Source organism: Sphingobacterium spiritivorum ATCC 33861 (genome assembly GCF_000143765.1).
Taxonomy (GTDB): domain Bacteria; phylum Bacteroidota; class Bacteroidia; order Sphingobacteriales; family Sphingobacteriaceae; genus Sphingobacterium; species Sphingobacterium spiritivorum.
This window is the reverse complement of the sequence record NZ_GL379771.1, coordinates 266,356-291,197: the sequence shown is the minus strand read 5'-3', so window position 1 is coordinate 291,197 and position 24,842 is coordinate 266,356. Positions and strand designations below refer to the sequence as shown.

The 24,842-nt window shown below is 39.6% G+C and carries 21 protein-coding genes; 14 read left to right on the top strand and 7 right to left on the bottom strand.

What is annotated here, in order from left to right; genetic code table 11:
* Positions 1 to 60: 60 nt before the first annotated feature.
* From HMPREF0766_RS11315 to HMPREF0766_RS11305, 3 genes are read right to left on the bottom strand one after another with little or no spacing between them, the layout of a single operon-like run.
* On the bottom strand, positions 61 to 1,896 hold the full coding sequence (locus tag HMPREF0766_RS11315; protein WP_002997188.1) for an ABC transporter ATP-binding protein: 1,836 nt from the start codon (positions 1,894 to 1,896) through the stop codon (positions 61 to 63).
* Positions 1,897 to 1,956: 60 nt separating this feature from the next.
* Positions 1,957 to 2,508, bottom strand: coding sequence for a hypothetical protein (locus HMPREF0766_RS11310; RefSeq protein ID WP_002997186.1), 552 nt, complete (start codon positions 2,506 to 2,508; stop codon positions 1,957 to 1,959).
* Positions 2,509 to 2,567: 59 nt separating this feature from the next.
* The gene (locus HMPREF0766_RS11305) at positions 2,568 to 3,353 is read right to left on the bottom strand and encodes an SAM hydrolase/SAM-dependent halogenase family protein (protein WP_002997184.1); all 786 of its coding nucleotides are present in this window, start codon (positions 3,351 to 3,353) and stop codon (positions 2,568 to 2,570) included.
* A gap of 343 nt (positions 3,354 to 3,696) precedes the next feature.
* Between HMPREF0766_RS11305 and HMPREF0766_RS11300 the strand changes: the two genes are divergently transcribed.
* The 14 genes from HMPREF0766_RS11300 to HMPREF0766_RS11235 all read left to right on the top strand — a co-directional run bounded on the left by HMPREF0766_RS11300 (position 3,697) and on the right by HMPREF0766_RS11235 (position 19,970).
* A complete protein-coding gene (locus HMPREF0766_RS11300) occupies positions 3,697 to 4,671 on the top strand; it encodes a PhoH family protein (protein ID WP_002997182.1) in 975 nt (324 codons plus the stop codon).
* A gap of 90 nt (positions 4,672 to 4,761) precedes the next feature.
* Positions 4,762 to 5,709, top strand: coding sequence for a phosphoribosylaminoimidazolesuccinocarboxamide synthase (locus tag HMPREF0766_RS11295; RefSeq protein WP_037460307.1), 948 nt, complete (start codon positions 4,762 to 4,764; stop codon positions 5,707 to 5,709).
* 123 nt (positions 5,710 to 5,832) lie between these two features.
* Positions 5,833 to 6,210 carry an STAS domain-containing protein gene (locus HMPREF0766_RS11290; protein ID WP_002997178.1) on the top strand — a complete coding sequence of 126 codons (378 nt, stop codon included), beginning with the start codon at positions 5,833 to 5,835 and terminating at the stop codon, positions 6,208 to 6,210.
* Positions 6,211 to 6,213: 3 nt separating this feature from the next.
* Entirely contained in the window at positions 6,214 to 7,125 is a 912-nt protein-coding gene (locus tag HMPREF0766_RS11285) for a ribonuclease Z (protein ID WP_002997176.1), read from the top strand.
* A 47-nt stretch (positions 7,126 to 7,172) separates the two neighbouring features.
* A complete protein-coding gene (gene hisC, locus HMPREF0766_RS11280; protein ID WP_002997174.1) occupies positions 7,173 to 8,231 on the top strand; it encodes a histidinol-phosphate transaminase in 1,059 nt (352 codons plus the stop codon).
* A gap of 10 nt (positions 8,232 to 8,241) precedes the next feature.
* Positions 8,242 to 9,381 (top strand): bifunctional histidinol-phosphatase/imidazoleglycerol-phosphate dehydratase HisB, encoded by a 1,140-nt coding sequence (hisB, locus tag HMPREF0766_RS11275; protein ID WP_002997172.1) that lies wholly within the window; start codon positions 8,242 to 8,244, stop codon positions 9,379 to 9,381.
* A gap of 75 nt (positions 9,382 to 9,456) precedes the next feature.
* Positions 9,457 to 10,050, top strand: coding sequence for an imidazole glycerol phosphate synthase subunit HisH (gene hisH / locus HMPREF0766_RS11270; protein WP_002997171.1), 594 nt, complete (start codon positions 9,457 to 9,459; stop codon positions 10,048 to 10,050).
* Between the two features lie 17 nt (positions 10,051 to 10,067).
* Positions 10,068 to 10,820: a 1-(5-phosphoribosyl)-5-[(5-phosphoribosylamino)methylideneamino]imidazole-4-carboxamide isomerase gene (locus tag HMPREF0766_RS11265; RefSeq protein ID WP_002997169.1), complete on the top strand. Its 753-nt coding sequence runs from the start codon at positions 10,068 to 10,070 to the stop codon at positions 10,818 to 10,820.
* A 3-nt stretch (positions 10,821 to 10,823) separates the two neighbouring features.
* Entirely contained in the window at positions 10,824 to 11,576 is a 753-nt protein-coding gene (hisF, locus tag HMPREF0766_RS11260; protein ID WP_002997167.1) for an imidazole glycerol phosphate synthase subunit HisF, read from the top strand.
* A 104-nt stretch (positions 11,577 to 11,680) separates the two neighbouring features.
* On the top strand, positions 11,681 to 12,265 hold the full coding sequence (gene hisIE, locus HMPREF0766_RS11255) for a bifunctional phosphoribosyl-AMP cyclohydrolase/phosphoribosyl-ATP diphosphatase HisIE (protein WP_002997165.1): 585 nt from the start codon (positions 11,681 to 11,683) through the stop codon (positions 12,263 to 12,265).
* 68 nt (positions 12,266 to 12,333) lie between these two features.
* Positions 12,334 to 13,251 (top strand): WD40 repeat domain-containing protein, encoded by a 918-nt coding sequence (locus HMPREF0766_RS11250; protein WP_002997164.1) that lies wholly within the window; start codon positions 12,334 to 12,336, stop codon positions 13,249 to 13,251.
* Positions 13,252 to 14,007: 756 nt separating this feature from the next.
* Positions 14,008 to 15,957, top strand: a complete 1,950-nt coding sequence (locus HMPREF0766_RS11245; RefSeq protein ID WP_002997161.1) for an RICIN domain-containing protein — start codon at positions 14,008 to 14,010, stop codon at positions 15,955 to 15,957.
* A gap of 298 nt (positions 15,958 to 16,255) precedes the next feature.
* Positions 16,256 to 18,766, top strand: a complete 2,511-nt coding sequence (locus HMPREF0766_RS11240; protein ID WP_002997159.1) for a DUF2339 domain-containing protein — start codon at positions 16,256 to 16,258, stop codon at positions 18,764 to 18,766.
* Positions 18,750 to 19,970: a DUF3999 family protein gene (locus tag HMPREF0766_RS11235; protein WP_002997157.1), complete on the top strand. Its 1,221-nt coding sequence runs from the start codon at positions 18,750 to 18,752 to the stop codon at positions 19,968 to 19,970. The genes HMPREF0766_RS11240 and HMPREF0766_RS11235 overlap by 17 nt, the downstream gene beginning before the upstream one ends.
* A 43-nt stretch (positions 19,971 to 20,013) precedes the next feature.
* Here the strand turns inward: HMPREF0766_RS11235 and HMPREF0766_RS11230 are convergent, their stop codons facing one another.
* The 4 genes from HMPREF0766_RS11230 to HMPREF0766_RS11215 form a co-directional block, all read right to left on the bottom strand.
* Positions 20,014 to 20,487, bottom strand: a complete 474-nt coding sequence (locus tag HMPREF0766_RS11230) for a GAF domain-containing protein (RefSeq protein ID WP_002997155.1) — start codon at positions 20,485 to 20,487, stop codon at positions 20,014 to 20,016.
* 123 nt (positions 20,488 to 20,610) lie between these two features.
* Complete coding sequence (locus tag HMPREF0766_RS11225; protein ID WP_236590402.1) at positions 20,611 to 21,996, bottom strand: family 43 glycosylhydrolase; 1,386 nt, start codon at positions 21,994 to 21,996, stop codon at positions 20,611 to 20,613.
* Positions 21,956 to 23,050 carry a glycoside hydrolase family 43 protein gene (locus HMPREF0766_RS11220; protein WP_037460303.1) on the bottom strand — a complete coding sequence of 365 codons (1,095 nt, stop codon included), beginning with the start codon at positions 23,048 to 23,050 and terminating at the stop codon, positions 21,956 to 21,958. The genes HMPREF0766_RS11225 and HMPREF0766_RS11220 overlap by 41 nt, the downstream gene beginning before the upstream one ends.
* A gap of 18 nt (positions 23,051 to 23,068) precedes the next feature.
* Complete coding sequence (locus tag HMPREF0766_RS11215) at positions 23,069 to 24,463, bottom strand: alpha-L-fucosidase (RefSeq protein WP_002997147.1); 1,395 nt, start codon at positions 24,461 to 24,463, stop codon at positions 23,069 to 23,071.
* Positions 24,464 to 24,842: the final 379 nt, after the last annotated feature.

Below are 24,842 nucleotides of genomic sequence, written 5' to 3'. Positions count from 1 at the left end.
CTATAAGTATTAACAATAGCTACACCAAAAAGTTTCGACACAAAAAAAATTAACATTTTTTTACAGTTCCTCTTTTTGGGAGGACTGTAAGGAATACAGATGATGATAAAGTCCTGACCCTTTGCTCATAAGTTCCACATGATTGCCCATATCAGAGACTATCCCATCTTCGACAACAATGATCTTGTCGGCATTGATTACCGTTGAAAGGCGGTGTGCAATTATGATGGAGGTTCTGTTTTTCATGAGCTCTTCCAAGGCTGTTTGTACCAGTCTTTCCGATTCTGAATCTAATGCTGAGGTGGCTTCGTCCAGTATGAGTATGGCCGGATCTTTTAATAATGCACGGGCAATAGCTATCCGCTGGCGCTGACCGCCTGAAAGTTTTACTCCACGTTCGCCAACAAGGGTGTCATATCCTTCCGGAAATTCCATTATAAAATTGTGCGCATTTGCTCTTCTTGCTGCTTTGATAATCTCTTCAGCATCAGCATCCAGTTTGCCGTAACCTATATTTTCACGGATCGTGCCTCCGAACAAAAGCACATCCTGAGGGACTATGGCGACCTGATTACGGATGTCAGTCAGTAAATAGTCTTTAGAAGGCACGCCATCATAGAGGATCTGGCCGCTGTCCGGACTGTAAAACTGAAGGATCAGTGAAGCTATTGTTGATTTACCCGTTCCGCTTGGTCCAACGATGGCAATCTTCTCACCGGAATTGGCATCGAAAGAGATATTCTTAAGAATCTGATTGTCTTTACGTCCGGGATAGGTAAATGCTACATTTTTGAAGGTAAGATGGCCGTCAATCTGTCTTTTGATGGTTTTGTTTTCTTCACTTAGTGTTATATCTTCCTGTTTTTCATTCAGGATTTCGATGACACGTTCGCTAGCACCCAGTGATCGCTGTATATTGGCATATAACTCTGGAAAACTTCCCATGGAACCGGCCACAAACATAGAATAAAGAATATAAGTAGTCAGATCTCCTACTGAAATTTCTCCTGCAGAAACTAATGAGGCACCATACCATATCACCGCAATCACGGCTCCGAAAATGCAGAAAATAATGAAAGATGCAAACATGCCGCGGTAAGTAGCGCCTTTTACAGCCAGGCAGATTACAGCATCCAGTTTGCCCGAATATCTTTTTGTTTCATAATATTCATTGACAAAAGCTTTCACATTGCTGATACCTAATAATGTTTCCTGTACTATACTGTTGGAATCTGCGAGCTGATCCTGTGCCTGACGCGAAAAATTACGGATAAAACGACCGAATATAAGTGCTGTGACAACCAGAATCGGCAGAATGCAAAGATTCATCAATGCTAACTTAGGTGATACAGCAATCAGAAGTACTACTCCAAAAGCCAGACTGATAACCTGGCGAAGGGTCTCGGCCAGTGTCGTTGTCATGGTGTCCTGTATTTGCGCCAGATCGGAGGATAGTCGGCTGTTTAGTTCACCTACTCTGCGGTTTGCAAAAAACTCAATAGGAAGAGTGATTAATTTGTTATAGGTGTCACGACGGATATTGGCTAATGCTTTTTCTGCTATTTCTACAAATAACCGTATTCTGAAAAAAGAAATGATAGATTGAATAAAAAGAATCGAGAAACTGATGCCTCCGATGTAGGCTATATTATTATGAAGCCATGGGTAGGTTTTTTTGCCTTGAGCAGCATCAATCATCGCACCTAACAACGCCGGAAAGGTGAGCATTGTCAAACTTGAAATAATTAAAAAAGCCATACCAAATCCGAATTTTACACGGTATGGTTTGATATACGAAAAGATTTTGCTTGCCTTGTGTAGTAACTCTTTATTTAGTTTGGGCTTGGGTAAATCTTCAGATTGCGTATTACCGCTGTTCAATCTCGCTCTCGCCATTTTCTATTGCCTATAAAAAAAATCTATTTGCAAAAGTAGCCATATTATTGTGTGAGCATATCACGCTTTCGTCACTTTTTGTTGTTGAACCTGCTTATACAGTTTATAAATGAAGAAAATGAGACCACAAATAATTGCAATAGCCAGATAAAGCAGAACGTTTCCACTGTGATCACTGTTTTCCAGAGTGTCCATTTGTTTCTTCAGCGCTTCATTTTCATTCTGCAGTTTGTTGATAGTATTCATATAGGCAGTGACCTGTCCGTCATACTCCGTTGCAAGTTTCTGAAATTTCTCTCTTTCAAAATCTTTCATATCCAAAAGCCTCTTGGTCTCGATAAAGATATTGTTGTCTGTAGTGACTATTTCTTTCAGAATATCGATAGACTTTTGCATATCTCCCTTAGACTTAAAGAGACCGAATATTCCGGTTTTTTTCTGAAGGCTTACATCGTATTCTCCGAATTTGACACTACGATTGTGAAGCAGTTCATTCACTTTCTTACGCTGTATTTCATAAGAAAGTGTATCTGAAGACGGTTGTTGTGCATGTACAGCCGGTACATAGGCCAGCAATAGAGCAACATAAAAAAGGAGGTGTTTTATTTTCATGTATTATTCTATTTTTCAGGTTTGAAAAAAACGTACTGTAATCCCGGTGTTAGTGAATGTTACGGCTTGTGAAACTCAACCCGGATCGCTTCATCCTGCGATAATCCCAGGAGCTGACTTGCATTTCCTTTGTTGATTGCTATCTCCAGAAAGTTGCTGATCCCGAATAGACAAAGCTTCTCGCCTTCAGAAACTTCATTATAATGCCAGCTCATTTTGTCGATGGTTTCATTACGTTTAAAGTATAACGTAAATCCGCGGCCAGCTTGTATTTTGTTGAACAAATCTTTGCTGATATTGCTGATCACATTTCCAAAAGAGTCTATATAAGAGACATGCCCCTTGATTGAATTCTGGTCGAAGATAGGTTGAAAAGTAGCTTTTTCTATCGGTTTGTCTATAGGGATACCAATTTCGCTCATCTTTCCACCTTTGGCAATATGACAGGTTGCTTTGGTGAGGATATCCGCCAGTGGAAAGTGGAGGTATCTGAGATCCTGCATAATATCCAGTTCTACAACTTCTTCTGCCTGATTTTCTCCTAATATAATACTGAAGATACCATTATCCGCTCCTACAAAAAAGTGTCCGTTATACTTCATGGCAATGTATCTGGAGTCTTCCTGGAATACGGTGTCAATCCCGATGAGATGCACTGTTTTCTTGGGGAAATAGTGATAGGCATTCTTTAAAACGAAAGCTGCATGCTGTACATTGAAAGAAGGGATTTCGTGGGTAATATCTACAATACGAACATCAGGAAGCTGAGAGATTATACTCCCCTTCAAAGCAGCTTGGTAAAAATCTTGATATCCTAAGTCCGTTGTTAAAGTAATAACACCCATATAACCGCAAAACGTATTTTGTCTCTAATTTATCCTGATCTTGGCGGCCTTCCCAAAAATAGCTCGCGACATCTGTTGAATCGAAATATTTTTTCGATAAGGACTACAAAAGTAAGAGTTATTTGCTGGAATCATAGTTTAGAATCAATTAATCTTTATCTTTTTTTAATTGGTACAGATAGTTTGTACTTTTGATTGATCATTTGCAAAATACTAAAAAAATATCGAAGTTTTTGAATGTATTTTGCATACTATGCCCGCAAAATTTTAGTACATTTAGTGCGAAATAAGGATTGTATGCCTGCGTCTTTATTTTCTATGGTTACATGAAAAATATATTAATTTGAACGAACTACTGATAACACTTGAGGAAGTCAATTTGGTCACTCTGTGGGGGACTCAAAATGAGAATTTTGAATACATTAAGAAGCAATTTCCGAAGATCAGAATGGTAGCCAGAGGAAATGAACTGAAAGTATTGGGAGAAGAACAGGAACAGCAACATTTTAAAGGCGTATTTGATCAGATATTGTCTCATATTGAACGGTTTCATAGTCTGTCTGTATTGGATCTGGAAGAAATTATAGGAGTAAAACATCCTGTGGCGGAGAAAAAGGCTGATGGTTCAGAAAAAAAACAAGAAGGTGCACCGGCTTTTAGCGGAGAGCCGATTGTATATGGGCCTAATGGAATAATTGTACGGGCACGAACGCTTAATCAGCGTAGAATGGTGGACAGTATTTCCAAGAATGATATTTTATTTGCAATAGGTCCTGCCGGAACCGGGAAGACCTATACGGCTGTTGCTCTTGCTGTTCGTGCTTTGAGAAATAAAGAGATCAAGCGTATCATACTGACACGACCTGCAGTAGAAGCGGGTGAAAATCTGGGTTTTCTTCCGGGCGATCTGAAGGAAAAAGTAGATCCTTATCTGAGACCTCTGTATGATGCACTGGATGATATGATTCCTGCTGAAAAGTTGAAGGGATATCTTGAAAACCGGACTATTGAAGTAGCGCCTCTGGCTTTTATGCGCGGACGTACTCTTGATAACTGTTTTGTGATCCTGGATGAAGCACAGAATGCAACGGATATGCAGCTGAAGATGTTTCTGACACGGATGGGTCCTACAGCCAAATTTATTGTAACCGGTGATATGACACAGATTGACCTTCCAAAGAAAAATCAATCCGGATTATCTACCGCGGTGAAATTGCTGGAAGGAATAGAGGGGATAGATATGATTTATCTGAGCGGTGGAGATGTCGTTAGACACAAACTGGTGAAACGTATATTAGAGGCATACGGAGATATTTAGTAGTTGTCTGCCAGCTGATATCGTTTGCTGAAAGAGATTACTGAGGCAGTCTATGCTGCTATTCTATTACTTATGAATTTTTATTTTGAAATGAACGCAATAAGAGAAACAAATTTTAATTTCGAAAACCAAACTGCTTTTTACAGAGGTAAGGTACGCGATGTATATACGATTGCAGATCGTTATCTGGCAATGGTTGCTACGGATCGTATATCTGCTTTTGATGTTGTATTGCCTCGTGCTATACCTTATAAAGGTCAGGTGCTGAATCAAATAGCGGCTAAGTTTTTAAAAGCTACAGAAGATATTTTGCCTAACTGGGTGGTAGAAGTACCGGATCCCAGTGTGACCATTGGTAAGATGTGTGAGCCCTTCAAAGTAGAGATGGTGATCAGAGGATACCTTTCGGGACATGCATGGCGTGAATACAGTGCCGGCAGAAGAGAAGTGTGCGGAGAGAAGCTGGTTGAAGGACTTAAAGAAAATGATAAGCTTCCTGAGCCCATCATTACGCCGACCACAAAAGCTGCAGTAGGTCATGATGAAGATATCTCCCGTGCAGATATTCTGAAAAAAGGTATTGTGAGTGAGGAAGATTATATCCAATTGGAAAAATATACGAAAGCTCTGTTTCAGCGGGGTACGGAGATCGCAAAAGAAAGAGGTCTGATTCTGGTGGATACCAAGTATGAGTTTGGTAAACGGGACGGCGTTATTTATCTTATAGACGAGATCCATACACCGGATTCTTCCCGATATTTTTATGCTGAAGGATATGAAGAGCGTCAGGCGAACGGCGAACCGCAAAAGCAGCTGTCCAAAGAATTTGTCCGCAAATGGTTGATTGAGAATGGTTTTCAGGGAAAAGACGGGCAGCAGGTGCCTGAAATGACGGATGAAATTGTAAATTCTATCTCCGAGCGATACATTGAACTTTATGAGCATATCACCGGAGAACGTTTTGAATATCCCAAAGAAGGAGAGGTGCTGGGTAGAGTAGAACATAATATTTCTACTGCATTAAAGACGCTGCGCTAAGCAGGGAAATAAAGTTGGACATAAAGACATCTGTCTCCGCGGTACACACCAAGTGACAGGCTGTAGAAGGGAAAGGGAATTCCTGTAAATGAGGGATAGTCTTTAACGTAAAAAATTGGGTTTATGAAATATACAATTGATAAGCATGACCGATATATTGTAATCGAACCATTAACGGATGTGCTGAACGCTGAAAAGGCAGCAAAGTTGAAAGCTGAGCTTTTATTGCGTAATACTACCGGACAACGCAATATTGTGTTGGATCTGTCGAATGTACGTGAGGTAGATGAAGAAGGTATTCGTATAGGCATTCTGGCCAACAGGCTTTGTCATACGATAGGAGGATTGTTTCTTTTGGCGAATGTGGACTCAGCAGTACTGGAAGTACTGGAGATGTCTCATTTGCATCAGACGCTGACTATAGTAGATTCCGTAAAGATAGCCGAGGATATGATCTTTGCGCATGAATTAGAAATGGACTACAGAGGGGAGAAAGATTAACGCATGAAGTTTGAAGTTTTGATTTTGGGGAATAGCTCCGCTACACCGATGTACGAACGTCATCCTTCGAGTCAACTCCTCAATTTTAATGAACAGTTTTTTCTGATCGATTGTGGAGAAGGCACGCAGATGCAACTATTCCGCTATGGTATCCGTAGCAATCGCATAGGTCATATATTTATAAGTCACCTGCATGGTGATCATTATCTGGGACTTGTCGGACTATTGTCTTCCATGCACCTGGTTGGCCGCAAGTCTGGCCTGCATTTATATGGCCCGGCACCCCTCAAAGAGATACTGGATGTACAGTTCAGGCATTCGGATACTCAATTACGGTACAACCTGATCTTTCATCCTACTAATCCGGATAAAGAAGAAGTCATTCTGGAAACTGCTGCTTTCAAAGTAAGTACGTTTCCGCTTACTCATCGTATTCCCTGTACAGGATTCCGGTTTGATGAAGGAAAGCGTTCGCCTGCAATAATAGCAGAGCTGGTAGAACAACTGAACATTCCTAAACAATACATAGGCGGAATAAAAAGAGGACTGGATTATACCGCTCCCGATGGAAAAGTATATAAAGCTGCAGAGCTGACCATACCGCCGCCGCCCTCGCGAAGCTATGCTTATTGTTCGGATACGGTACGTGTGCCGGACTACATAGCAGCGATCAGCAATGTAGATCTGTTGTATCACGAATCTACTTTTTTACACGAAATGGTCGAAAGGGCCAAAGAAACATTGCATACCACGGCACAGGAGGCTGCCGAAATTGCGAAAGAAGCAGGTGCACATAAATTGCTTCTGGGACATTATTCTGCAAGGTACCGTGAATTACAGCCATTATTGGAGGAGGCACAGCACGTTTTTAAGAATACCCAGCTTTCAGTTGAAGGTAAATGGTTTTCTGTATAGTGTTTTTGTGAATTTTTCCTCATATTTACGGCTCTAATTTTTTTTAAATGGATAATCCATTCAACTTAACCGACTTACTACGGGATAATATCAAGAATCTCGTACCTTATTCTTCTGCCAGAGATGAATTTAAAGGAGAAGCATCTATACTGATTGATGCCAATGAAAATGCCTTTGGATCACCTTTGGATCATAATTACAACCGTTATCCTGATCCGTTGCAACATCTGGTGAAAGATAAACTTTCGCATATAAAAGGTGTCCCTGCAGCCAATATGTTTTTAGGAAACGGAAGTGATGAAGCTATCGATATTTTATTCCGGGCATTCTGTCGTCCGGGTGTGGATAATGTCATTCTTGTTCCGCCAACCTACGGGATGTATGAAGTATCTGCCAATATTAATGATGTGGCTTTCAAAAAAGTCAATCTGACGAAAGAGTATCAGCTGGATCTGGATGGTATACAGGAGGCTGTAGACGCACAGACCAAGCTTATTTTTATCTGTTCACCAAACAATCCTACAGGAAATGCTATTAACCGTAAGGACATTGAGCTGATCCTGAATAACTTTCATGGTATTGTAGTAGTGGATGAGGCATATATCAACTTTTCGCAAACCCGATCATTTACGCAGGAGCTTGCTGAATATCCTAATCTTGTTGTCCTGCAGACGCTCTCCAAAGCCTGGGGGCTGGCTGCATTACGTCTTGGAATGGCTTTTGCCAGTAAAGAGATTATTGAAGTATTCAATAAAATAAAGCCTCCTTATAATATCAATCAGGCTACACAAGATATTGTACTGGAAGCGCTGGATAAGGTCGATCAGGTGAATGCATGGATCAAAGAGACCGTTGCTGAACGAGAATTGTTAGTGAAAGAACTGGTTAAGATCGGATATGTACAATATATTACTCCGTCTGACGCTAATTTTATCCTGGTCAGAATGGATAATCCTAGAGGCTTATATACTTATCTGGTACAGCACGGTATAATTGTGCGCGACCGCTCCAAAGTAGAACTATGCGAAGGGTGTCTGCGTATCACTGTAGGTACTCCTGAAGAGAATAAAATACTATTAGAAAAAATGACTGCTTTTGCAGGCTAATTATATTATCATGCCAAACCATATCAAGCGTGTATTATTTATCGACCGCGACGGAACATTGATTCTGGAGCCTGAGGATGAGCAAATTGACTCTTTTGCCAAATTGAAATTTTATCCCGGCGCTTTACAGTATCTTCCCCGTATTGCTAAAGAGCTGGATTACGAACTGGTTCTTGTCACCAATCAGGATGGACTGGGAACAGATTCTCATCCTGAAGCTAATTTCTGGCCTGTACATCAGCTTGTGACAGATACTTTTGCCGGAGAAGGGGTAGTATTTGCAAAAGAACATATTGACCGTACTTTCCCGCACGAGAATGCTGCTACCCGCAAACCGGGTATTGGCATGCTATTGGATTATTTTGATCCGGAGAAGTACGATTTGCAGCATTCATTTGTGATTGGTGATCGTGTAAATGATGTAAAACTGGCTCAGAATCTGGGTGCAAAAGCCATCTGGCTGCGGGCAAATGATAATCTCGGTGTGGCTGAGAACCTGCAAATAGAGGAAAGTGTAGTTGCTTTGGAAACAAAAGACTGGAAAGCGATTTACGAATTTCTGAAACTGGGTTCAAGGACAGGTGAGCATCATCGTAAGACTAATGAAACGGATATTTATATCCATCTCAATCTGGATGGATCAGGTAAATCAGATATTGATACCGGATTACCGTTTTTTGATCATATGCTGGATCAGATTGCCCGTCACGGAGCGATTGATCTTACTATAAAAGCAAAAGGAGATTTGCATATAGATGAGCATCATACCATAGAAGATACAGGGATTGCTTTGGGAGAAGTCTTTTTAAAGGTATTGGGTGATAAGCGTGGTATAGAACGATATTCCTACACTTTGCCCATGGATGATTGTCTTGCGCAGGTGGCACTGGATTTTGGCGGACGCAACTGGATTGTGTGGGATGCCACATTCAACAGGGAGAAAATCGGTGACATGCCTACAGAAATGTTTTTCCATTTCTTTAAGTCATTCTCTGATGCTTCCAGATCTAATCTCAATATCAAGGCTGAGGGTGAGAATGAACATCACAAGATAGAAGCAATCTTCAAAGCATTTGCTAAATCAATCAAAAAAGCGGTGCGTCGTGATGCGGATAACATGCAGCTACCAAGTACTAAAGGTGTTTTGTAGAATTATAAATAAGGGATCTGAACAGTACAGAATATGTATTTCTTCTGTCTGATCATCCTTAATCATTAATAAGATATGATAGGAATTATCAATTACGGAGCGGGGAATATATTTTCATTGACAGCGGCATTAGACAGGGTTGGACTTTCGTATATGATGATCAATCTGCCTGAAGAGATCGATCAATGTGATCGTATTATTATCCCAGGCGTAGGACATGCCGGTGCTGCTATGCAGAAGCTGCGGGAATCGGGCTTATCTGAATATATCCATACCATTAAAAAACCTGTCTTGGGGATATGTGTTGGTATGCAGCTGATGACTGATTTTTCGGAAGAAGGTAATGCCGGACTACTGAAGATCGTTCCGTTACAAACGTTACATTTTAAAGAACGTATAGCACAGAAGGTTCCGCATATGGGCTGGAATAGTATATCGCCTTCTAAAGGTAATCCGTTATTCCTCCATATTGAAGATAATGCGTATTTTTACTTCGTACATTCGTATTTTATTGAATATCATGAAGATTATACTATTGCAAAATGCGATTATGATGTTCCGTTTTCGGCAGCGATGTCAAAAGGAAACTTTTATGGAGTCCAGTTTCATCCGGAAAAATCGGGTAAAGCCGGAGAGCAGTTATTATTGAATTTTTCAAAGATAAATTAGAAACAAAATATTTTACTATGTATATAATACCAGCAATCGATGTATTGGACAAAAAAGTAGTTCGTCTACGCGAAGGAAATTATGACGATGTAACGACTTACGATATAAGCCTTGAAGAACAAATAGACAGATACCATGCAAATGGTACTGAATTGGTGCATATCATCGATCTGAATGGTGCAAAAGGAGATTTCAGTAACCAGGAGTATTTATTTAATATCATCCGTAAAACTGAAATGAAGATTCAATACGGCGGTGGGGTCCGTAGCATCGAAAAGGTAAAAGAACTGATTGACGCAGGTGTATACCGTGTCATTGTAGGTACACAGGCCATCACTAATCCTGAATTTCTGGAAGAATTAAGCACGCTTAATGAAGGAAAAATAAAGTATGCAGATCATATCGTGATAGCTATAGATGTACTGGATGAGGTGATCAAGTATTCGGGATGGTTAGAAAGCTCGCCAATCAAACTGATTGAATATATTGATAAGTGTCTGGCATTAGGTTTCTACCGTTTTCTGTGTACAGATATCAGTAAAGACGGCAAGTTAGGCGGTGCAGGTGTAGAATTGTATAAGAAACTTTTGGATCATTCTCCTATTATCAAACTTATCGGTTCAGGAGGTATCAGTTCCATGGACGATATCCGCAAATTGCAGGAGTTGGGAAGAATGGAATCCTGTGTAGTAGGAAAGGCTATTTATGAAAATCGTATTTCGATCGAAGAGATTCAGGATTGGAATTTGAAATCTTTAATCAGCTTTTAATACATGTTAGCAAAGCGAATCATTCCTTGTCTGGATGTGAAAGACGGTCGGACGGTCAAAGGGGTCAACTTTGTTGACCTGCGTGATGCGGGTGATCCTGTGGAGCTGGCATATGCGTATTCTGAACAGGGTGCCGATGAACTGGTTTTTCTTGATATTACGGCTACACATGAAGGCCGGAAAACGACCATAGATTTAGTAAAAGCGGTCGCCAGACAGGTAAATATTCCGTTTACCATTGGCGGTGGAATCAATGAAATCCGTGATGCGGAAATCCTGTTGAATTCGGGAGCAGATAAGATTTCGATTAATTCAGCAGCAGTGCGTCGTCCGGAGTTGATCAATGAGATGTCGGCCGCTTTCGGAGCTCAGTTTGTGGTTGTAGCAGTAGATACCAGACATACTGAAGGTCAGAATTTTGTTCATCTTAGCGGCGGTCGTATCAAAACGGAAATCCAGACAGAAGACTGGATTCGTGAAGCTCAGGACCGTGGAGCAGGTGAAATATTGTTGACTTCAATGGATCATGACGGCACTAAAAATGGATTTGATTGTTCATTTCTGAAAAAAATTAATGCGATGATCGGGATTCCACTGATTGCATCGGGTGGAGCGGGGAATCAGAAGCATTTTACCGAAGTGTTTCAACAGACGGGAGTTGACGCTGCATTAGCAGCTTCAGTTTTCCATTATGGAGAGATTTTGATTCCGGAATTGAAAAATACGTTAAGAGCCAACGGCATTACAGTCCGGTAAAATAATAATACAGAAATTAGAAGCAGAAGATACGGGTACTATTTATTTCAAGAGGCCCGACTTTATCCGTTCTGCTTTTTAATTTTAACTTTTTAAATTAAAAGATGCTAGATTTTTCTAAAAGTGACGGACTTGTTCCGGTCATAGTACAAGATACACAGACATTGGAAGTGCTGATGTTGGGGTATATGAATGAAGAGGCCTGGCAAAAGACGCAGGCGGAAAGAAAAGTAACTTTTTTCTCCAGAAGTAAGAACAGGCTCTGGACAAAGGGGGAGGAAAGTGGAAATTTTCTACATGTGATCAGTTATCATATTGACTGTGATCAGGATACACTTCTGATCAAAGCACGTCCGGATGGTCCGACTTGTCATACAGGAAGTCGCAGCTGCTTCAAGACGCAATACGATCAGAATTTTTTATTTGAACTGGAACGTATTGTAAATAATCGCTTTGAGGATCCTTCTGATGAGTCTTATGTTAACCGTTTGCGTAGCAGAGGAATTAATAAGATTGCTCAAAAGGTAGGAGAAGAGGCTGTAGAGACTGTTATTGCAGCATTGACCGAGACGGACAAAGAATTTATCGATGAGACTTCTGATTTGTTGTTTCACCTTATCGTATTATTAAGAGAAAAAGGATTCTCATTGGAAACGATTGCTAAAAATCTGGAATCCAGACACCAATAAGCAAAGTTATCCTTACATGACATAATAGTCTTCAAAGTGCCGTACATTTGTGTCCGGCACTTTTTTTTATGAATAGAATATCTACGGAGTTGGCAACTGTGCTGACAGGACATCAGAATCAAATATTTGCGATAGAAAATGGTTTCTTTCCGCATACTTTATTTACCGCAGGTAATGATAAAGGGGTGGTGGAGTGGGATCTGCAGACTGGTGCATTTAAGCGTATTCTTTGTGCAGTAAGTTCATCTGTATATTGTCTTTACCTTATTCCGGATACAGCTTATCTGACCATAGGTCTTCGTGACGGCTCCATCATGATTGTAGATGTAGAGGCTCAGAAGCTGGTGGTCCGCCTTAAAGTGGACAAAGGAGCCGTGTTCAGTATCAAAGCCTTAACCCATAAGCAGGAATTAATTGCTGTAGGAGAGGATGGTCAGTTGTATGTGTGGAATCTTCTTGATTTTAACTTAATATACCAGTTCAGGATCTCAGATACCATTATACGTGTGATTGCAGTATCTGCGAATGAAAAGCAACTGGCATTTGGGGATAAAGCGGGTAATATTTATCTGTATGATGCTGAAGCCTATCATCTCCTTGCTAAAGTGAAGGGGCATAACATGCCTGTCACCTCTTTATCTTTTGATCCGGAAGGCCTGCATTTATTTTCGGGTGGAAGAGACGCAAAGCTTGTGGTCTGGAATGCTGCAGATCTTTCACAAAAACTATCCTATATACCTCATATGTTTACTGTGTATGGTATATTATTTCATCCGGAGGCACCTGTTTTTGCAACAGTCAGCAGGGATAAGACATTTAAGATATGGGATAAGGATACTTATGGCCTCCTGAAAAATGTGAGTCGTGATAAAGGTTATGAAAGTCATCACCTGTCTATAAATGTGGGTCTCTGGACCGCTGACGGTGCGTATTTTATTACAGGAGGAGATGACAAAATTATACGTATCTGGAAAGTGAGTGTTTAAAAGTTGTTTCTATTTCATAAAGATTATACTGTTTTTTTTCATCTAAAAACATCCACCAACTGTGGATGTTTTTCTTTAAACTCTTCCACAAAATCTTGCAGGAGAAGGTCATAAACCAACTATATCTTTTTTCTGCAGATGGTGTTGATGTGAATTATACACTGAAACGTTTTCGTAAATTTTTCAGCATTATATTGAGATAACATGAATCATCAATTCCTATATTTGATTCGTTGAAAGTAATCACACATAACTAATTAAGAAAATCAATTTCATTTACGTGGCCTTCTGGTAATTTTCTAAACCGGATAGTCAATAACCTGATCATTATCAGTTAAATTTTTCATATCTGAAAGCTCAGGATATAGCGTCGGGATTGAAATTCATAAGAAGAGATTACACAGACAACACACACTAACTATATATTTTACCGGAATCAATATAGCAGATTTAATCTGCCTTTTAATTTAATTATCATAATACTGAGCCGTACAGAATAAGTTGCGAATAGGAATAGCATTTTCGACATGGATTGTTGTTTTACTAAAATGTTAATATAATCTTCTATGTGTTTACTTCTAAAGATTTGCGTGGGTGAGCTGTAAGTATTTTATTATCCGTATTTACTGTTTAGTATGACTTACTGCATCTGATTTAGAATCGTGATTACAATTTTTTAATGCACTAATTCTATTTATTCAAGTTTATCGCGTTTGATTTTACTAACACAATTTCACACTATAAAAACTTAAAAATATGAAAAATTTCAGAGGCATAATATGTTGCCTGCTCCTTACTCCACTCTTTTTTGGTTGCGGAAAGGATCTGCTCAATCAAAAAGATATTGATACGAATCTTTCAGCAGGATTAGTGAATAGCACACAATCGATGGCCAATGGCCCAGTTGATAGTACATCTTTCCTTATTACCAATTTTGGGGCTGTCGGAGACAAAGTAACACTTAATACGGCCGCTATACAACGTGCAATTGATTCCTGTGCGGCCTCCGGAGGAGGGTTGGTTGTTGTTCCGGCAGGTGATTTTCTTAGCGGTACAGTCCATCTGAAGACAGGTGTGACGCTCCATGTTCAGTCAGGTGGTACCCTTTGGGGTAGTCCGCGGGTAAGTGATTATCCCCTTAATACATCACCGTATCATTATCTTAACAATAGGGCTCTGGTGTATGCTAAAGATGCGAATAACATAGGTATCAGTGGTACAGGTACAATAGATGGACAAGGGGGCAGTTCGGAATTTCAAAATGGCGGTAAGGAAGACGGCATGCGTCCCAAGATTATTGAATTTGCCAACTGTGACAATATTATAGTAAAGGATATTAATCTGAGAAATGCCGCGTATTGGACTCAATATTACATTTATTGCAGGAATGTATTAATAGACCATATTAATGTATTCAGTTTTGCGAACTTTAACAATGATGGCATTGACATTGATGCTGAGAATGTAACGATAAGAAATTGTACCATTAATTCCCAGGATGATGCGATTTGCCTGAAAAGTGGGTCCCGGGTAGCCTGTCGTAATGTCACCGTTGAGAATTGTAACATTACTACGAATTGTAACGGCATAAAGTTTGGAGCGGCTTCATATACAGGGTTTAAGAATATTCAGGTTCGAAACTGTAAGGTATCAATACCTCCCATTCATCTCTATCCACAACAAATTTATGGTAATTCCGCAATTGCACTGGAGGCGGTAGACGGAGCGATAATCGACAGCGTACTTATTGATAATATACAAATAAGCGGTGTGCGAACCCCAATTTTTATTAAACTTGGAGACCGGAATCGTAAGAATCCTGATGGATTGGGGTTGCCGGGAAAAATTCAGAATGTTACGATCAGTAATATCACAGCCCGCGGAGAATCTAAGCTGAGCAGTTCCATTACCGGATTTCCGGGATATTATGTCAATAATATTGTCTTAAAGAATGTTAGTCTGACTAGTTCGGGAGGGGGTACAACTACGGATGCCAATCGTGTAGTTCCTGAAAACCAAAAAGATTATCCTGAGAATGCTATGCTGGGTATATTACCTGCATATGGATTATACATCCGACATGCGAAGAATATTACACTGGACAATGTAACCACTAATTATGTAGCGAGTGATGTTCGCCCTGCGATCTATACAGAAGATGTCCAAAATATAGGAGCGACTAGTCTGCAGATGAGACAACCGGCAAATGGCGCGCCTTTTTTCAAATTTGTTACGACTACAGGACTAACAGGAGATTTAACTGTTCCGGATCTTACTGTAGGAAAGTATGAAATTGTCACAGCACTAAATAATACGAGTCTGTTAGATCTGCCGGGAATAGGTGAACCTGTCAACGGAACTAAAGTGCAATTATGGAGCAGTAATGCCCAACAAAAATGGAGATTTGTTGATGCAGGAAATGGTTATTACAAAATACTACCCGATCCTTCAACTACAAAAGTATTAGATGTTTTAGGAGGTAGTAATGCGAATGGTACTCAAATACAGGTTTGGGATGACTTAAATACCGATGGACAAAAGTGGAAAATATCTTCGGTAGGTAGTGGATACTATACTCTTTCACCCAAATGTGCTCCATCATCACTCTTAGAAATATTAAATACCAGTACCGCTAATGGTGCTAAAATACAGATTTCTAAAACAACTAATAATAGTAATCAAAGATTTAAACTTGTGAAATATTAAGAACTGAATAAGTCCCTGATATTATGCTATAATTCATTAAATAATATAAGAGGAGACAATCAAATTCATTGTTGTTTTATATAGAAGTAAGTTTGACCAATGTCCTATTCCTGACGCCAAGAATTATTATATTTCTTGGCGTCAATGGTTTTTGAATATCTCTGAAGTTTATAGTGTGAAACTCGTGGACAGGATTTTAATTACAAACAACTGCTTCTGTAAAGAATCGTTAAGTTTTTTAAATGTTTTTGGTTAGATTTGGTTTGTTAGAATGTATTACTAACCTAACCAGATTACTATGGAATATTTGGCGTTTGCCTTAATTGTACTTGTTATTTATTCTATTATAAATACAAAAAATCAATTAAAGAGTCTTAACGAGGGGCTTTATAAATTTCAGGAGCATCAGTTTGAGCTCCAGAAAAAAATGGATCAGGTCATTCAGAAACTGGATGAATCTAGTCTTCCTGTGGCTGCAGATTCTACTGCTTCTGCAGAAGAAATAGCTGATCCTCCAGTATTGCAGACACCTGAAGTCGATATCCCACCACCTATTCCTCAGGATATAACGGAAAGTATAAGTGAACCTGAACTTGTGCTGCCGGCATTACCTCAGGAACCGGAAGAAGTAACAGAGCGATATGAGGTGGGAAGTCTGGTCAATACGAATCCTGAACCTACGGATATGTTTGTTCCGAATGAAGTTTCTTATTCTGTAAGTCCTGTCGAAGAGCAAGAGCCTGCCTTAAGCTGGTTTGAAAGATTTAAACAGAATAATCCTGATCTGGAAAAATTTATCGGAGAAAACCTGATCAACAAGATTGGTATTCTGATTCTGGTATTAGGTATCAGTTTCTTTGTCAAATTTGCGATTGACAGAGACTGGATCAATGAAGCCGGCCGTGTAGGAATAGGCATATTCTCCGGTGGACTTCTGATGGGGGTGGCCCACTTTTTACGTCGGAAATTTGCGGCCTTCAGCTCCGTGTTTGTGGCAGGAGCCGTCAGTGTATTCTATCTGACGATAGGGATTGCATTTCACGATTATCATCTCTTTAGTCAACCGCTGGCATTCGGTATAATGGTGCTGATCACTATATTCAGTATCTTTATATCACTGCTGTATGATCGTCAGGAGCTTGCTATCTTATCTATTATCGGTGGATTTGGAGTTCCGTTTATGGTGAGTACAGGTCAGGGTAATTATCATGTACTCTTTACCTATCTTTCTATTCTGAACATAGGAATGCTGAGTGTTTCCTATTTCAAAAGATGGAACTGGGTCAATTTTGTAGCTTTTGTAGCGACTTTTATGATCTATGCCGGATGGTATTTTCAGACGGATTTTGCAAAAGAGGCTACCTACGCCGGAGCGTTCGGTTATCTGACGCTGTTCTTCCTTATTTTTAGTCTTGCCTTTATTATCAATAATGTCAGGTTCAAGAACAAGTTTACCAAGTGGGAGCTTATTATTATCCTGGCGAATACATTCCTGTATTTCAGTTTCGGGCTCGCTATTCTATCTGTTTGGAATTCCGAGTATAAAGGACTGTTTTCATTAATACTGGCTGTGTACAATCTTATATTTGCGGTGACCATTTACCGGAAGTACAGATTGAGCGAAGAGATTGTGTATCTCCTGATTGGTCTGACTTTGCTGTTTGCTGTCGTGACCATTCCAATACAGTTTAAAGGCAACTATATTACTGCATTCTGGGCTTGTGAAGCTGTAATATTACTTTGGCTGGCGAAGAAATCGAAATTTACCATTTACTATGCGTTCGGAATTATCCTGCAGGTATTAGTCATCTTTAGTTTGTTTATAGACTGGACCATTGATTATGTGTCTTCCGATACGGTGATGCGAATAGGGTTGAATGAGATATTCCTGACCGGAATACTTGTAATTGCTTCGTATTATGTATCCTATCGTTTATTTAAGCAAAGTGATGAAGTCGAACGTCTGAGCTTCAATGTAAATTTTAATCCTGTTGATTACCGGAAGATAGTCGCTGGAGTAGCAATCGCACTGAGTTACATAGTTCTGATATTAGAAGTCTCTTATCAGGCATCTAACCGAATGTCTAATGACGGATCCGTCATTGCATGTATTGCACTGACACATTTTGTATTTGCTACCGTACTGGTTTACTATGGTACGAGATCTGATACTCCTATACTGCCCCGTATATTATGTTATGCACTAGTCATATTGAATATAGCCGCATATCTGGTATTTGTACACCGGATTCCTTTTATAGAAACGTTGAACAGGCTGAATAAAGTCGAAGGCAGGTATCTTGCTTTCTTCTTACACTATCCGATTCTTATCTGTCTGATCTTCCAGCTTTACAGGATGGTAAAAGATACCATATTAAATGTGGCAAGTACATATTTCAGACATAAGCTGCTGGTGTGGCCACTTGTATTTGTACTTGTATTTATATGCAGTGTAGAACTTAGCGTTCATACCCTCGCGTTCGCTGAAACTTTTGATATTTACCATTCACGTGAAAATATGGTATTCAAAGTCATGTTCCCCGTGGCTTGGGGAATACTTTCATTTGTATTTCTTATACTGGGGATCAAACAAGACTGGAGAATGTTACGTATCGCGGCACTTTCATTACTTGGTGTAACCATTCTCAAATTATTTGTGTATGATATTAAGGATGTTTCTGAGACCGGAAAAATCATCGCATTTATCTTACTGGGTGTACTTATTCTGGTTATATCTTTTGTGTACCAAAGAATTAAAAAACTGATTGTAGTTGATAATAAAGAACTTCCTCATGAAGAGAATAGTTAGTATTTTTTTATGTAGTCTTTTTGCGGTTATCCAGGTATATGGCCAGCAATATAGTGCCACACTGGAAGGAAACAAAAAGGAGGGTTATTATCAGTTTAAAATCCCTTCAGGTATTCGTTCTGTTATCGGTAATGATATTTCAAAAATCCGAATCAGAGATAACGGGGGGCAGGAAGTGCCGTTTGTAAAATTTGTGTATGCATCGGCAGGGGACAAATTTATACCTTTGACTATCGTCAAAAGGGAGATTATAGCGGATAGTGTGACCACTCTGGTCATCAAAAATATAAAGCTGGAAACCTGGACTTCAATCTCTTTAAGGATCGCAAACAGCAATAGTAGCAAGAGGTATACGCTTACAGGAAGTAATGACTCTGTAAATTGGTTCAGCCTGTCAGAGAACCAGTTGTTAGAGAATCTGGCCGGATCGGATCAGACTTTTAATGATCAGGAAATTACTTTTCCACTTAATAACTACAGATATCTGAAGATTATGATTCGGGATAAAGGGTCCAGCCCGATCAATGTGTTGGAGGCGGGACGTTATGAAAGTGTGATGACTGCTGCCACTTATCAGCCTGTTCATGCGGTTAAATTTGATATGAAGTCAGAAAAGAAAAATTCTATCCTTCATGTGATGTTGCCAGATTTCCAGATTATTGATTATGTTTCCCTGTCTGTTGCTGATCCAAAATTGTATCAGCGTAAAGTATCTGTACTTGCCAATCAGCTCGTGCAGGTGAAACGTAACAGATGGGAGGATCAGCTGGTGGAGATCGGACAGTATGAATTGAGTCCGGCTAATACTCATATGATAGTCCCGAGTCTGTTTGTAAAGGATTTTTATATTCAGATAGAGAATCTGGATAGCCCTCCGCTACGAATTGATAGCCTTTCTTTGGGACAAACAGCTTTAAATATTGTTACTAATCTTGCAGCAGGCAAGCAGTACAGCATCGTGATAGACTCCGCTTATAAAGCTCCTGATTATGATCTTTCTTTATTTAAGAATAAAGCCAATGATCAGCTTCCGGTATTGACGGTAAGCAAGTTGAAGTCAATAAAACCGGGAAGCGGAGATATTAAGAATGAGGCCTGGAAAAAAACTTTTGGTAATATCCTGCTATGGGGCGGGATGGTTATCGCTATCATCGTGATATGCTATTTTGCCATCGGTTTTTTAAAAGATGTTAATAAGAAGTAAGAGCAGAAGCTATAATCTGTTTTTTGTAAATACCGGGTTTGAATTACGCAGTTATAAAAGAGAGAATCTGTTCTAAATATACGGCATCTTCCTGATCGAATGAATTCAGGCTGTCGCTATCTACATCCAGGACAGCAATAATTCTTCCGTCTGCACGTAGGGGTATGACTATTTCTGATTTGGATAGCGAACTGCATGCGATATGTCCGGGAAATGCATCTACATCAGGAACAATAAGGGTTTGTTCATCTGCCCAGGCTGCTCCACATACACCTTTTCCTTTTTTTATACGGGTACATGCTACCGGCCCCTGAAACGGACCTAAGACTAGTTCTTCTCCTTCGACCAGATAAAACCCTACCCAAAAGAAACCGAACTGTTCTTTGAGTGCAGCGCTGATATTCGCCAGATTAGCGATCAGATTAGATTCTCCTCTGATTAAAGCCTCTATCTGAGGGATCAGTCCTTTGTACTGTTCTGCTTTATTTCCGGTAAGTATATTCAGATCTTCTGCCATAGTTGTTGTTACTCCGCAAGTATTGAATACTCGTCTTTAATCATAGACGAGTATTCAAAATTACAAAATGTTTGGAGTATTGTGTTCTTTAAATTCAGATTTCAGAAGCATGGCTTTTTTTTACTATTTGTTGCTGATATGATGAGCATCCGTTTTCTGGTTAAAACTGATCCAATCCAGCGATAGAGCTGCTTTTTTATCAGCATCTGTATACACTAAGAATATGTCCGTTTTGCCTTTTGGCGGATTAATTTTACAGGATAGAATCTGATATTGATTTGCGTCTTTACTTTTATTTGTAACTGATTGTATTGTTCCGATTAAGGGGCCGTTGATGCTGCCCGTACGTATTTCCAATTTGCCTTTTGGTGATAAACCAGCTAATTGCGCAGTAAACTGCTTGCTGCTGCTGGTCATATCCACATTTGCAAAACGTAGCCAGCTTCCGTTACGCATTCCGGCAAGTTCAAAGCCTCCATCAGCAGATGATTGCTTACGGGTAAGGCTGTCTTTTTCGTAAAACCATTCGGCTTCTATTTTAGGCCAATCTGCATCATACTGTCCTACTCCTGTGGCAAAGTGTTTGTCCAGAAAATCTGTGTCGGTAATGATACGTCCCTGATTATCGAAGTGACAATAGGTGATAATAGTTGCTCTGAATTTATATCCCGGTTTGAGATAATAGCACCATACATGGTAAAATTGTCCTTTCCACCAGAAAAAGCTGCTGTGGGCGAGTGAACCCAGATGATGTCCTTTTCCTGTAGAGCCGGCTCCTGTATAGGGACCATAGATGTTTTTGGAGATAGCGTAGTCTGTACCCCAGCTCAGATAGTACGTACCTTTATATTTGAAAATATAATTTTTATCCATCCATCCGCCTGCTTTCTCCCATTCTTTACCTGTGATTGTGATAGGTTTGGGTGCTTCGGCAAGCGATATCATATCATCATTGAGTCTGGCGATATGATAACCACCGCCTTCTTTGTCACCATATACCAAATAGGGCGTTTTGTCTGGATCATCGTCTGTAAGGATAGTAGGATCGTGCATAGGTGCTACTAAAGGCTTACCCAGAGCATCTGTATATTTTCCCCCGGGAGTATCTGATTTCATTACCCCGATACTTCTTTTCCTGTCCGAAAAATAGAAATAATACTTGCCGTTTCTTTCAGCGGCGTCTCCGGCCCAGCAATCTGTAGAGTTGCCCCCCATATAATTGTCGTTGGGTGAGATTACTGTTTCCTGTTTCCAGTTTACAAGATCCGACGTTGAAAATACCCGCCAGTCTTTCATGACCCAGATAGTGTCGGTGGGTTTGTCGTCATGCCCGGAGTACAGGTATATTTTATTGTTAAAAACCCTTACATGAGGATCGGAAATGCCAGGAATGCCGATAATTGGATTTTGAGCCTTTACAGAGTTGCTTATCAACAGCGTAAGACCTATTAATGCCGTGTTTATAAATTTATTTTTTGCCATACGGATCAATTGTTTTAATACTGCCATCTTTATTGTATATTAATTCTGTAACCTTGATGTTTCTTAAATGAGTCTTACCTTCGGATAGTTCCGTATCGTGATAATACAGCCACCATTTATTTTGGAATTCAATAATAGAATGGTGTGTCGTCCAGCCTATTACTGGAAGCAAAATTACGCCCTGATAGGTAAACGGTCCATAAGGGGAATCACCGGTGGCATACACTAGTTTATGGGTATCTCCGGTAGAATAGGAGAAGTAATATTTTCCATTGTATTTGTGTACCCACGACCCTTCAAAGAAACGTCTGTCGTGGTCGCCGCTAAGTATCGTATTTCCTTTTTCGTCGAGTACAACTACATCTTTAGGCTTCTCAGCCAATTGCTTCATATCAGCACTCAGCTTTGCCACCTTAGCCGTAAGGGCCGGCTCCTCACTCTGTTGTCCGTCTGCTTTATCAGAAGCATTCTTGTTGAATACACCACTTTTCCAACGTTGCAACTGTCCGCCATACAAACCTCCAAAATACATGTAAAAGCTCCCGTCACTGTCCTTAAATACGGCCGGATCTATACTATAACTTCCTTTTATTGGTTCTTTTTCGGCTTTGAATGGCCCTTCAGGGCGCCTGGATGTGGCTACACCTATGCGGAATATTCCTTCCTTATCTTTTAGCGGAAAATAGAGGTAGTAGGTGTTTTTGTGGTAGGCAGCATCGGGTGCCCAAAGTTGCTTACCCGCCCACGGAATATTCTCAACAGCTAATGCTATTCCATGGTCTGTGACTTTTTCTGTAGGACTATCCATAGACAATACGTGGTAATCTTTCATTTGAAAGTGGTCACCGCTACCGTTCTCCGCTACACTAGTTTCAATATCATGCGAACCATAAATATATATTTTGTTATTAAAAACATGAGCAGACGGATCTGCTGTAAACATATCGCTAACCAGTGGTTTTGAAATAGAGTTTTCAAATTTTGCTTGTTTTTCCTGTGCATATATTGAAAGTGGCAGGCAAAAGGATATTGCCACAAAAGGTAATAGTGGAATTATTCTTTGTTTTTTTTGCTTTCTCATGATGATTAATTTCATAAATTAAACTTTTGTTAATACAAAGGCTACAGCAGGTAAATTATCTGGCAGTTCTTTAGGTAAGGTAATCTCAATTCCGTTTTCTGTTTTTTTCCAAACAACTTTTTTACCTGTCTGCAGACATTTTATAACTGATCCTCCTGCGGGCTCGTTTCCTTGCCATGTTACTGTTGAAGGGATAGCCTTACCTTCTTCCAGATTTGTGATTGCATATATTTTTTTTCCATCTTTACTTTGGGTAAACCAGGTATTGCCCCGATGATATATTTCAGTATTGCGTGTATTGTATATGGCTTCTCCGTTTCTGGATGTCCACTTACCTATTTCTTCCAGTCTGTCAATGATGCTTTGCGCTATTGTTCCATCCGCCTTGGGACTAAATCCAAGCAATAGGGAACCTCCTTTAGCTACAATTTCTACCAAAGTATGAATGACTTGTGCGGATGATTTAAAGTATTGTTCATCTGCGGGTACATAAGACCACCTTTTTCCTAAAGTAATACAGCTTTCCCATGGATGGGACATTTGCTCTTTCGGAATACCTTGCTCTGGCGTCTGATAGTCTTCGTATCCGGTGCCTGGAGTCCCTCTTTCTATAATTAAAATTCCTGGTTGTTTGCTACGCGCTATTTCAGCTTTCCTGTTCATTCCCCATTCCTGACCCCATGCGTCAATCCACAGTATATCTACATTTCCATAATCACCATTCGTCAGTTCGGCCACCTGATTGTTTGTAAACTGAATAAATTTGTCCCAACGTTCAGGATATTCCCTGGTATTGTAATTTTCTCCTCCATTGCTCGTCGGATATTTATCCCACCAATAGTAGGGAGAATGCCAGTCCGGTTTAGAATAATAAGCACCAACCATATAACCTTGTTTACGAAATGCTTCGAAAAAATACTTCAGTATATTAGCATTATGATTATTCTTATATGCCCCGTGCATAATTGAAAAATTGGTTTGTCTGGTGTCGAACAGGTTAAATCCGTCGTGATGCTTTGACGTGAATATCAGATATTTCATTCCTGCTTTTTTACCAAGTCTTGCTAACTTTTCCGGGTTAAGTTTTTGAGGATTAAAGCTGTTGATTTGTGAAAAATATTTTTGCTTGAAATCGGAGTACTCCATAGTAGTATCTCTTTGTACAAAAGACATATTGGTCAATGACCATGAAGAACCTTGATTAGACAAACCGGTTGCACCTGCCTGCGTATATAATCCATAGTGTATAAACATTCCGAATTTTAAATCCTGCCATTGTTCCAGTTTTTTTATCACTGCCGGATCTGTAGGTGTAACATAGGTTTCAGATTTTGCCTGAATAAATTCTTGTGCTGATCCGGGCAAGCTGACAATAATGTTTATGAGGATGAGTATCAATCTTATTTTTTTCATTTGCTAAGCCAATATGTTAGGGTATTAGTACATTCAAAATAATACATGAACGTAATACATCTTTACTTTAATAATATCTAAAGTAAAATAGCTGCTGTTTTGAACTTTTGTTTGTGTTACATTTTGAAGTTAAAATTATCAAGTAAAAACAGATGTGAAACCAAACAGTAGAACACTCCATCTTGGAAATACTATCCTCTATTTATGATAAACATTAAGATATAATGAAGCGGTCTAATTTAGTTGTGTGATTTTGCACTTATGCAATGCAACCGATTGCAATAATAAATTAAATATTACTTGAAAGCAACTTTTATTTCGAAAAAGATATAGTGAACGGGGGTATTTATCCGTCTCGTAATGGAAAGAAACTCAAATG

Excerpts from the sequence above, each read along its gene's own strand:
- HMPREF0766_RS11315 (WP_002997188.1), bottom strand. The coding sequence starts at position 1,896 with ATGGCGAGAGCGAGATTGAACAGCGGTAATACGCAATCTGAAGATTTA.
- HMPREF0766_RS11310 (WP_002997186.1), bottom strand. The coding sequence starts at position 2,508 with ATGAAAATAAAACACCTCCTTTTTTATGTTGCTCTATTGCTGGCCTAT.
- HMPREF0766_RS11305 (WP_002997184.1), bottom strand. The coding sequence starts at position 3,353 with ATGGGTGTTATTACTTTAACAACGGACTTAGGATATCAAGATTTTTAC.
- HMPREF0766_RS11295 (WP_037460307.1), top strand. The coding sequence starts at position 4,762 with ATGAACGCAATAAGAGAAACAAATTTTAATTTCGAAAACCAAACTGCT.
- HMPREF0766_RS11290 (WP_002997178.1), top strand. The coding sequence starts at position 5,833 with ATGAAATATACAATTGATAAGCATGACCGATATATTGTAATCGAACCA.
- HMPREF0766_RS11285 (WP_002997176.1), top strand. The coding sequence starts at position 6,214 with ATGAAGTTTGAAGTTTTGATTTTGGGGAATAGCTCCGCTACACCGATG.
- hisC (WP_002997174.1), top strand. The coding sequence starts at position 7,173 with ATGGATAATCCATTCAACTTAACCGACTTACTACGGGATAATATCAAG.
- hisB (WP_002997172.1), top strand. The coding sequence starts at position 8,242 with ATGCCAAACCATATCAAGCGTGTATTATTTATCGACCGCGACGGAACA.
- hisH (WP_002997171.1), top strand. The coding sequence starts at position 9,457 with ATGATAGGAATTATCAATTACGGAGCGGGGAATATATTTTCATTGACA.
- HMPREF0766_RS11265 (WP_002997169.1), top strand. The coding sequence starts at position 10,068 with ATGTATATAATACCAGCAATCGATGTATTGGACAAAAAAGTAGTTCGT.
- hisF (WP_002997167.1), top strand. The coding sequence starts at position 10,824 with ATGTTAGCAAAGCGAATCATTCCTTGTCTGGATGTGAAAGACGGTCGG.
- hisIE (WP_002997165.1), top strand. The coding sequence starts at position 11,681 with ATGCTAGATTTTTCTAAAAGTGACGGACTTGTTCCGGTCATAGTACAA.
- HMPREF0766_RS11250 (WP_002997164.1), top strand. The coding sequence starts at position 12,334 with ATGAATAGAATATCTACGGAGTTGGCAACTGTGCTGACAGGACATCAG.
- HMPREF0766_RS11245 (WP_002997161.1), top strand. The coding sequence starts at position 14,008 with ATGAAAAATTTCAGAGGCATAATATGTTGCCTGCTCCTTACTCCACTC.
- HMPREF0766_RS11240 (WP_002997159.1), top strand. The coding sequence starts at position 16,256 with ATGGAATATTTGGCGTTTGCCTTAATTGTACTTGTTATTTATTCTATT.
- HMPREF0766_RS11235 (WP_002997157.1), top strand. The coding sequence starts at position 18,750 with ATGAAGAGAATAGTTAGTATTTTTTTATGTAGTCTTTTTGCGGTTATC.
- HMPREF0766_RS11230 (WP_002997155.1), bottom strand. The coding sequence starts at position 20,487 with ATGGCAGAAGATCTGAATATACTTACCGGAAATAAAGCAGAACAGTAC.
- HMPREF0766_RS11225 (WP_236590402.1), bottom strand. The coding sequence starts at position 21,996 with ATGGCAGTATTAAAACAATTGATCCGTATGGCAAAAAATAAATTTATA.
- HMPREF0766_RS11220 (WP_037460303.1), bottom strand. The coding sequence starts at position 23,050 with ATGAGAAAGCAAAAAAAACAAAGAATAATTCCACTATTACCTTTTGTG.
- HMPREF0766_RS11215 (WP_002997147.1), bottom strand. The coding sequence starts at position 24,463 with ATGAAAAAAATAAGATTGATACTCATCCTCATAAACATTATTGTCAGC.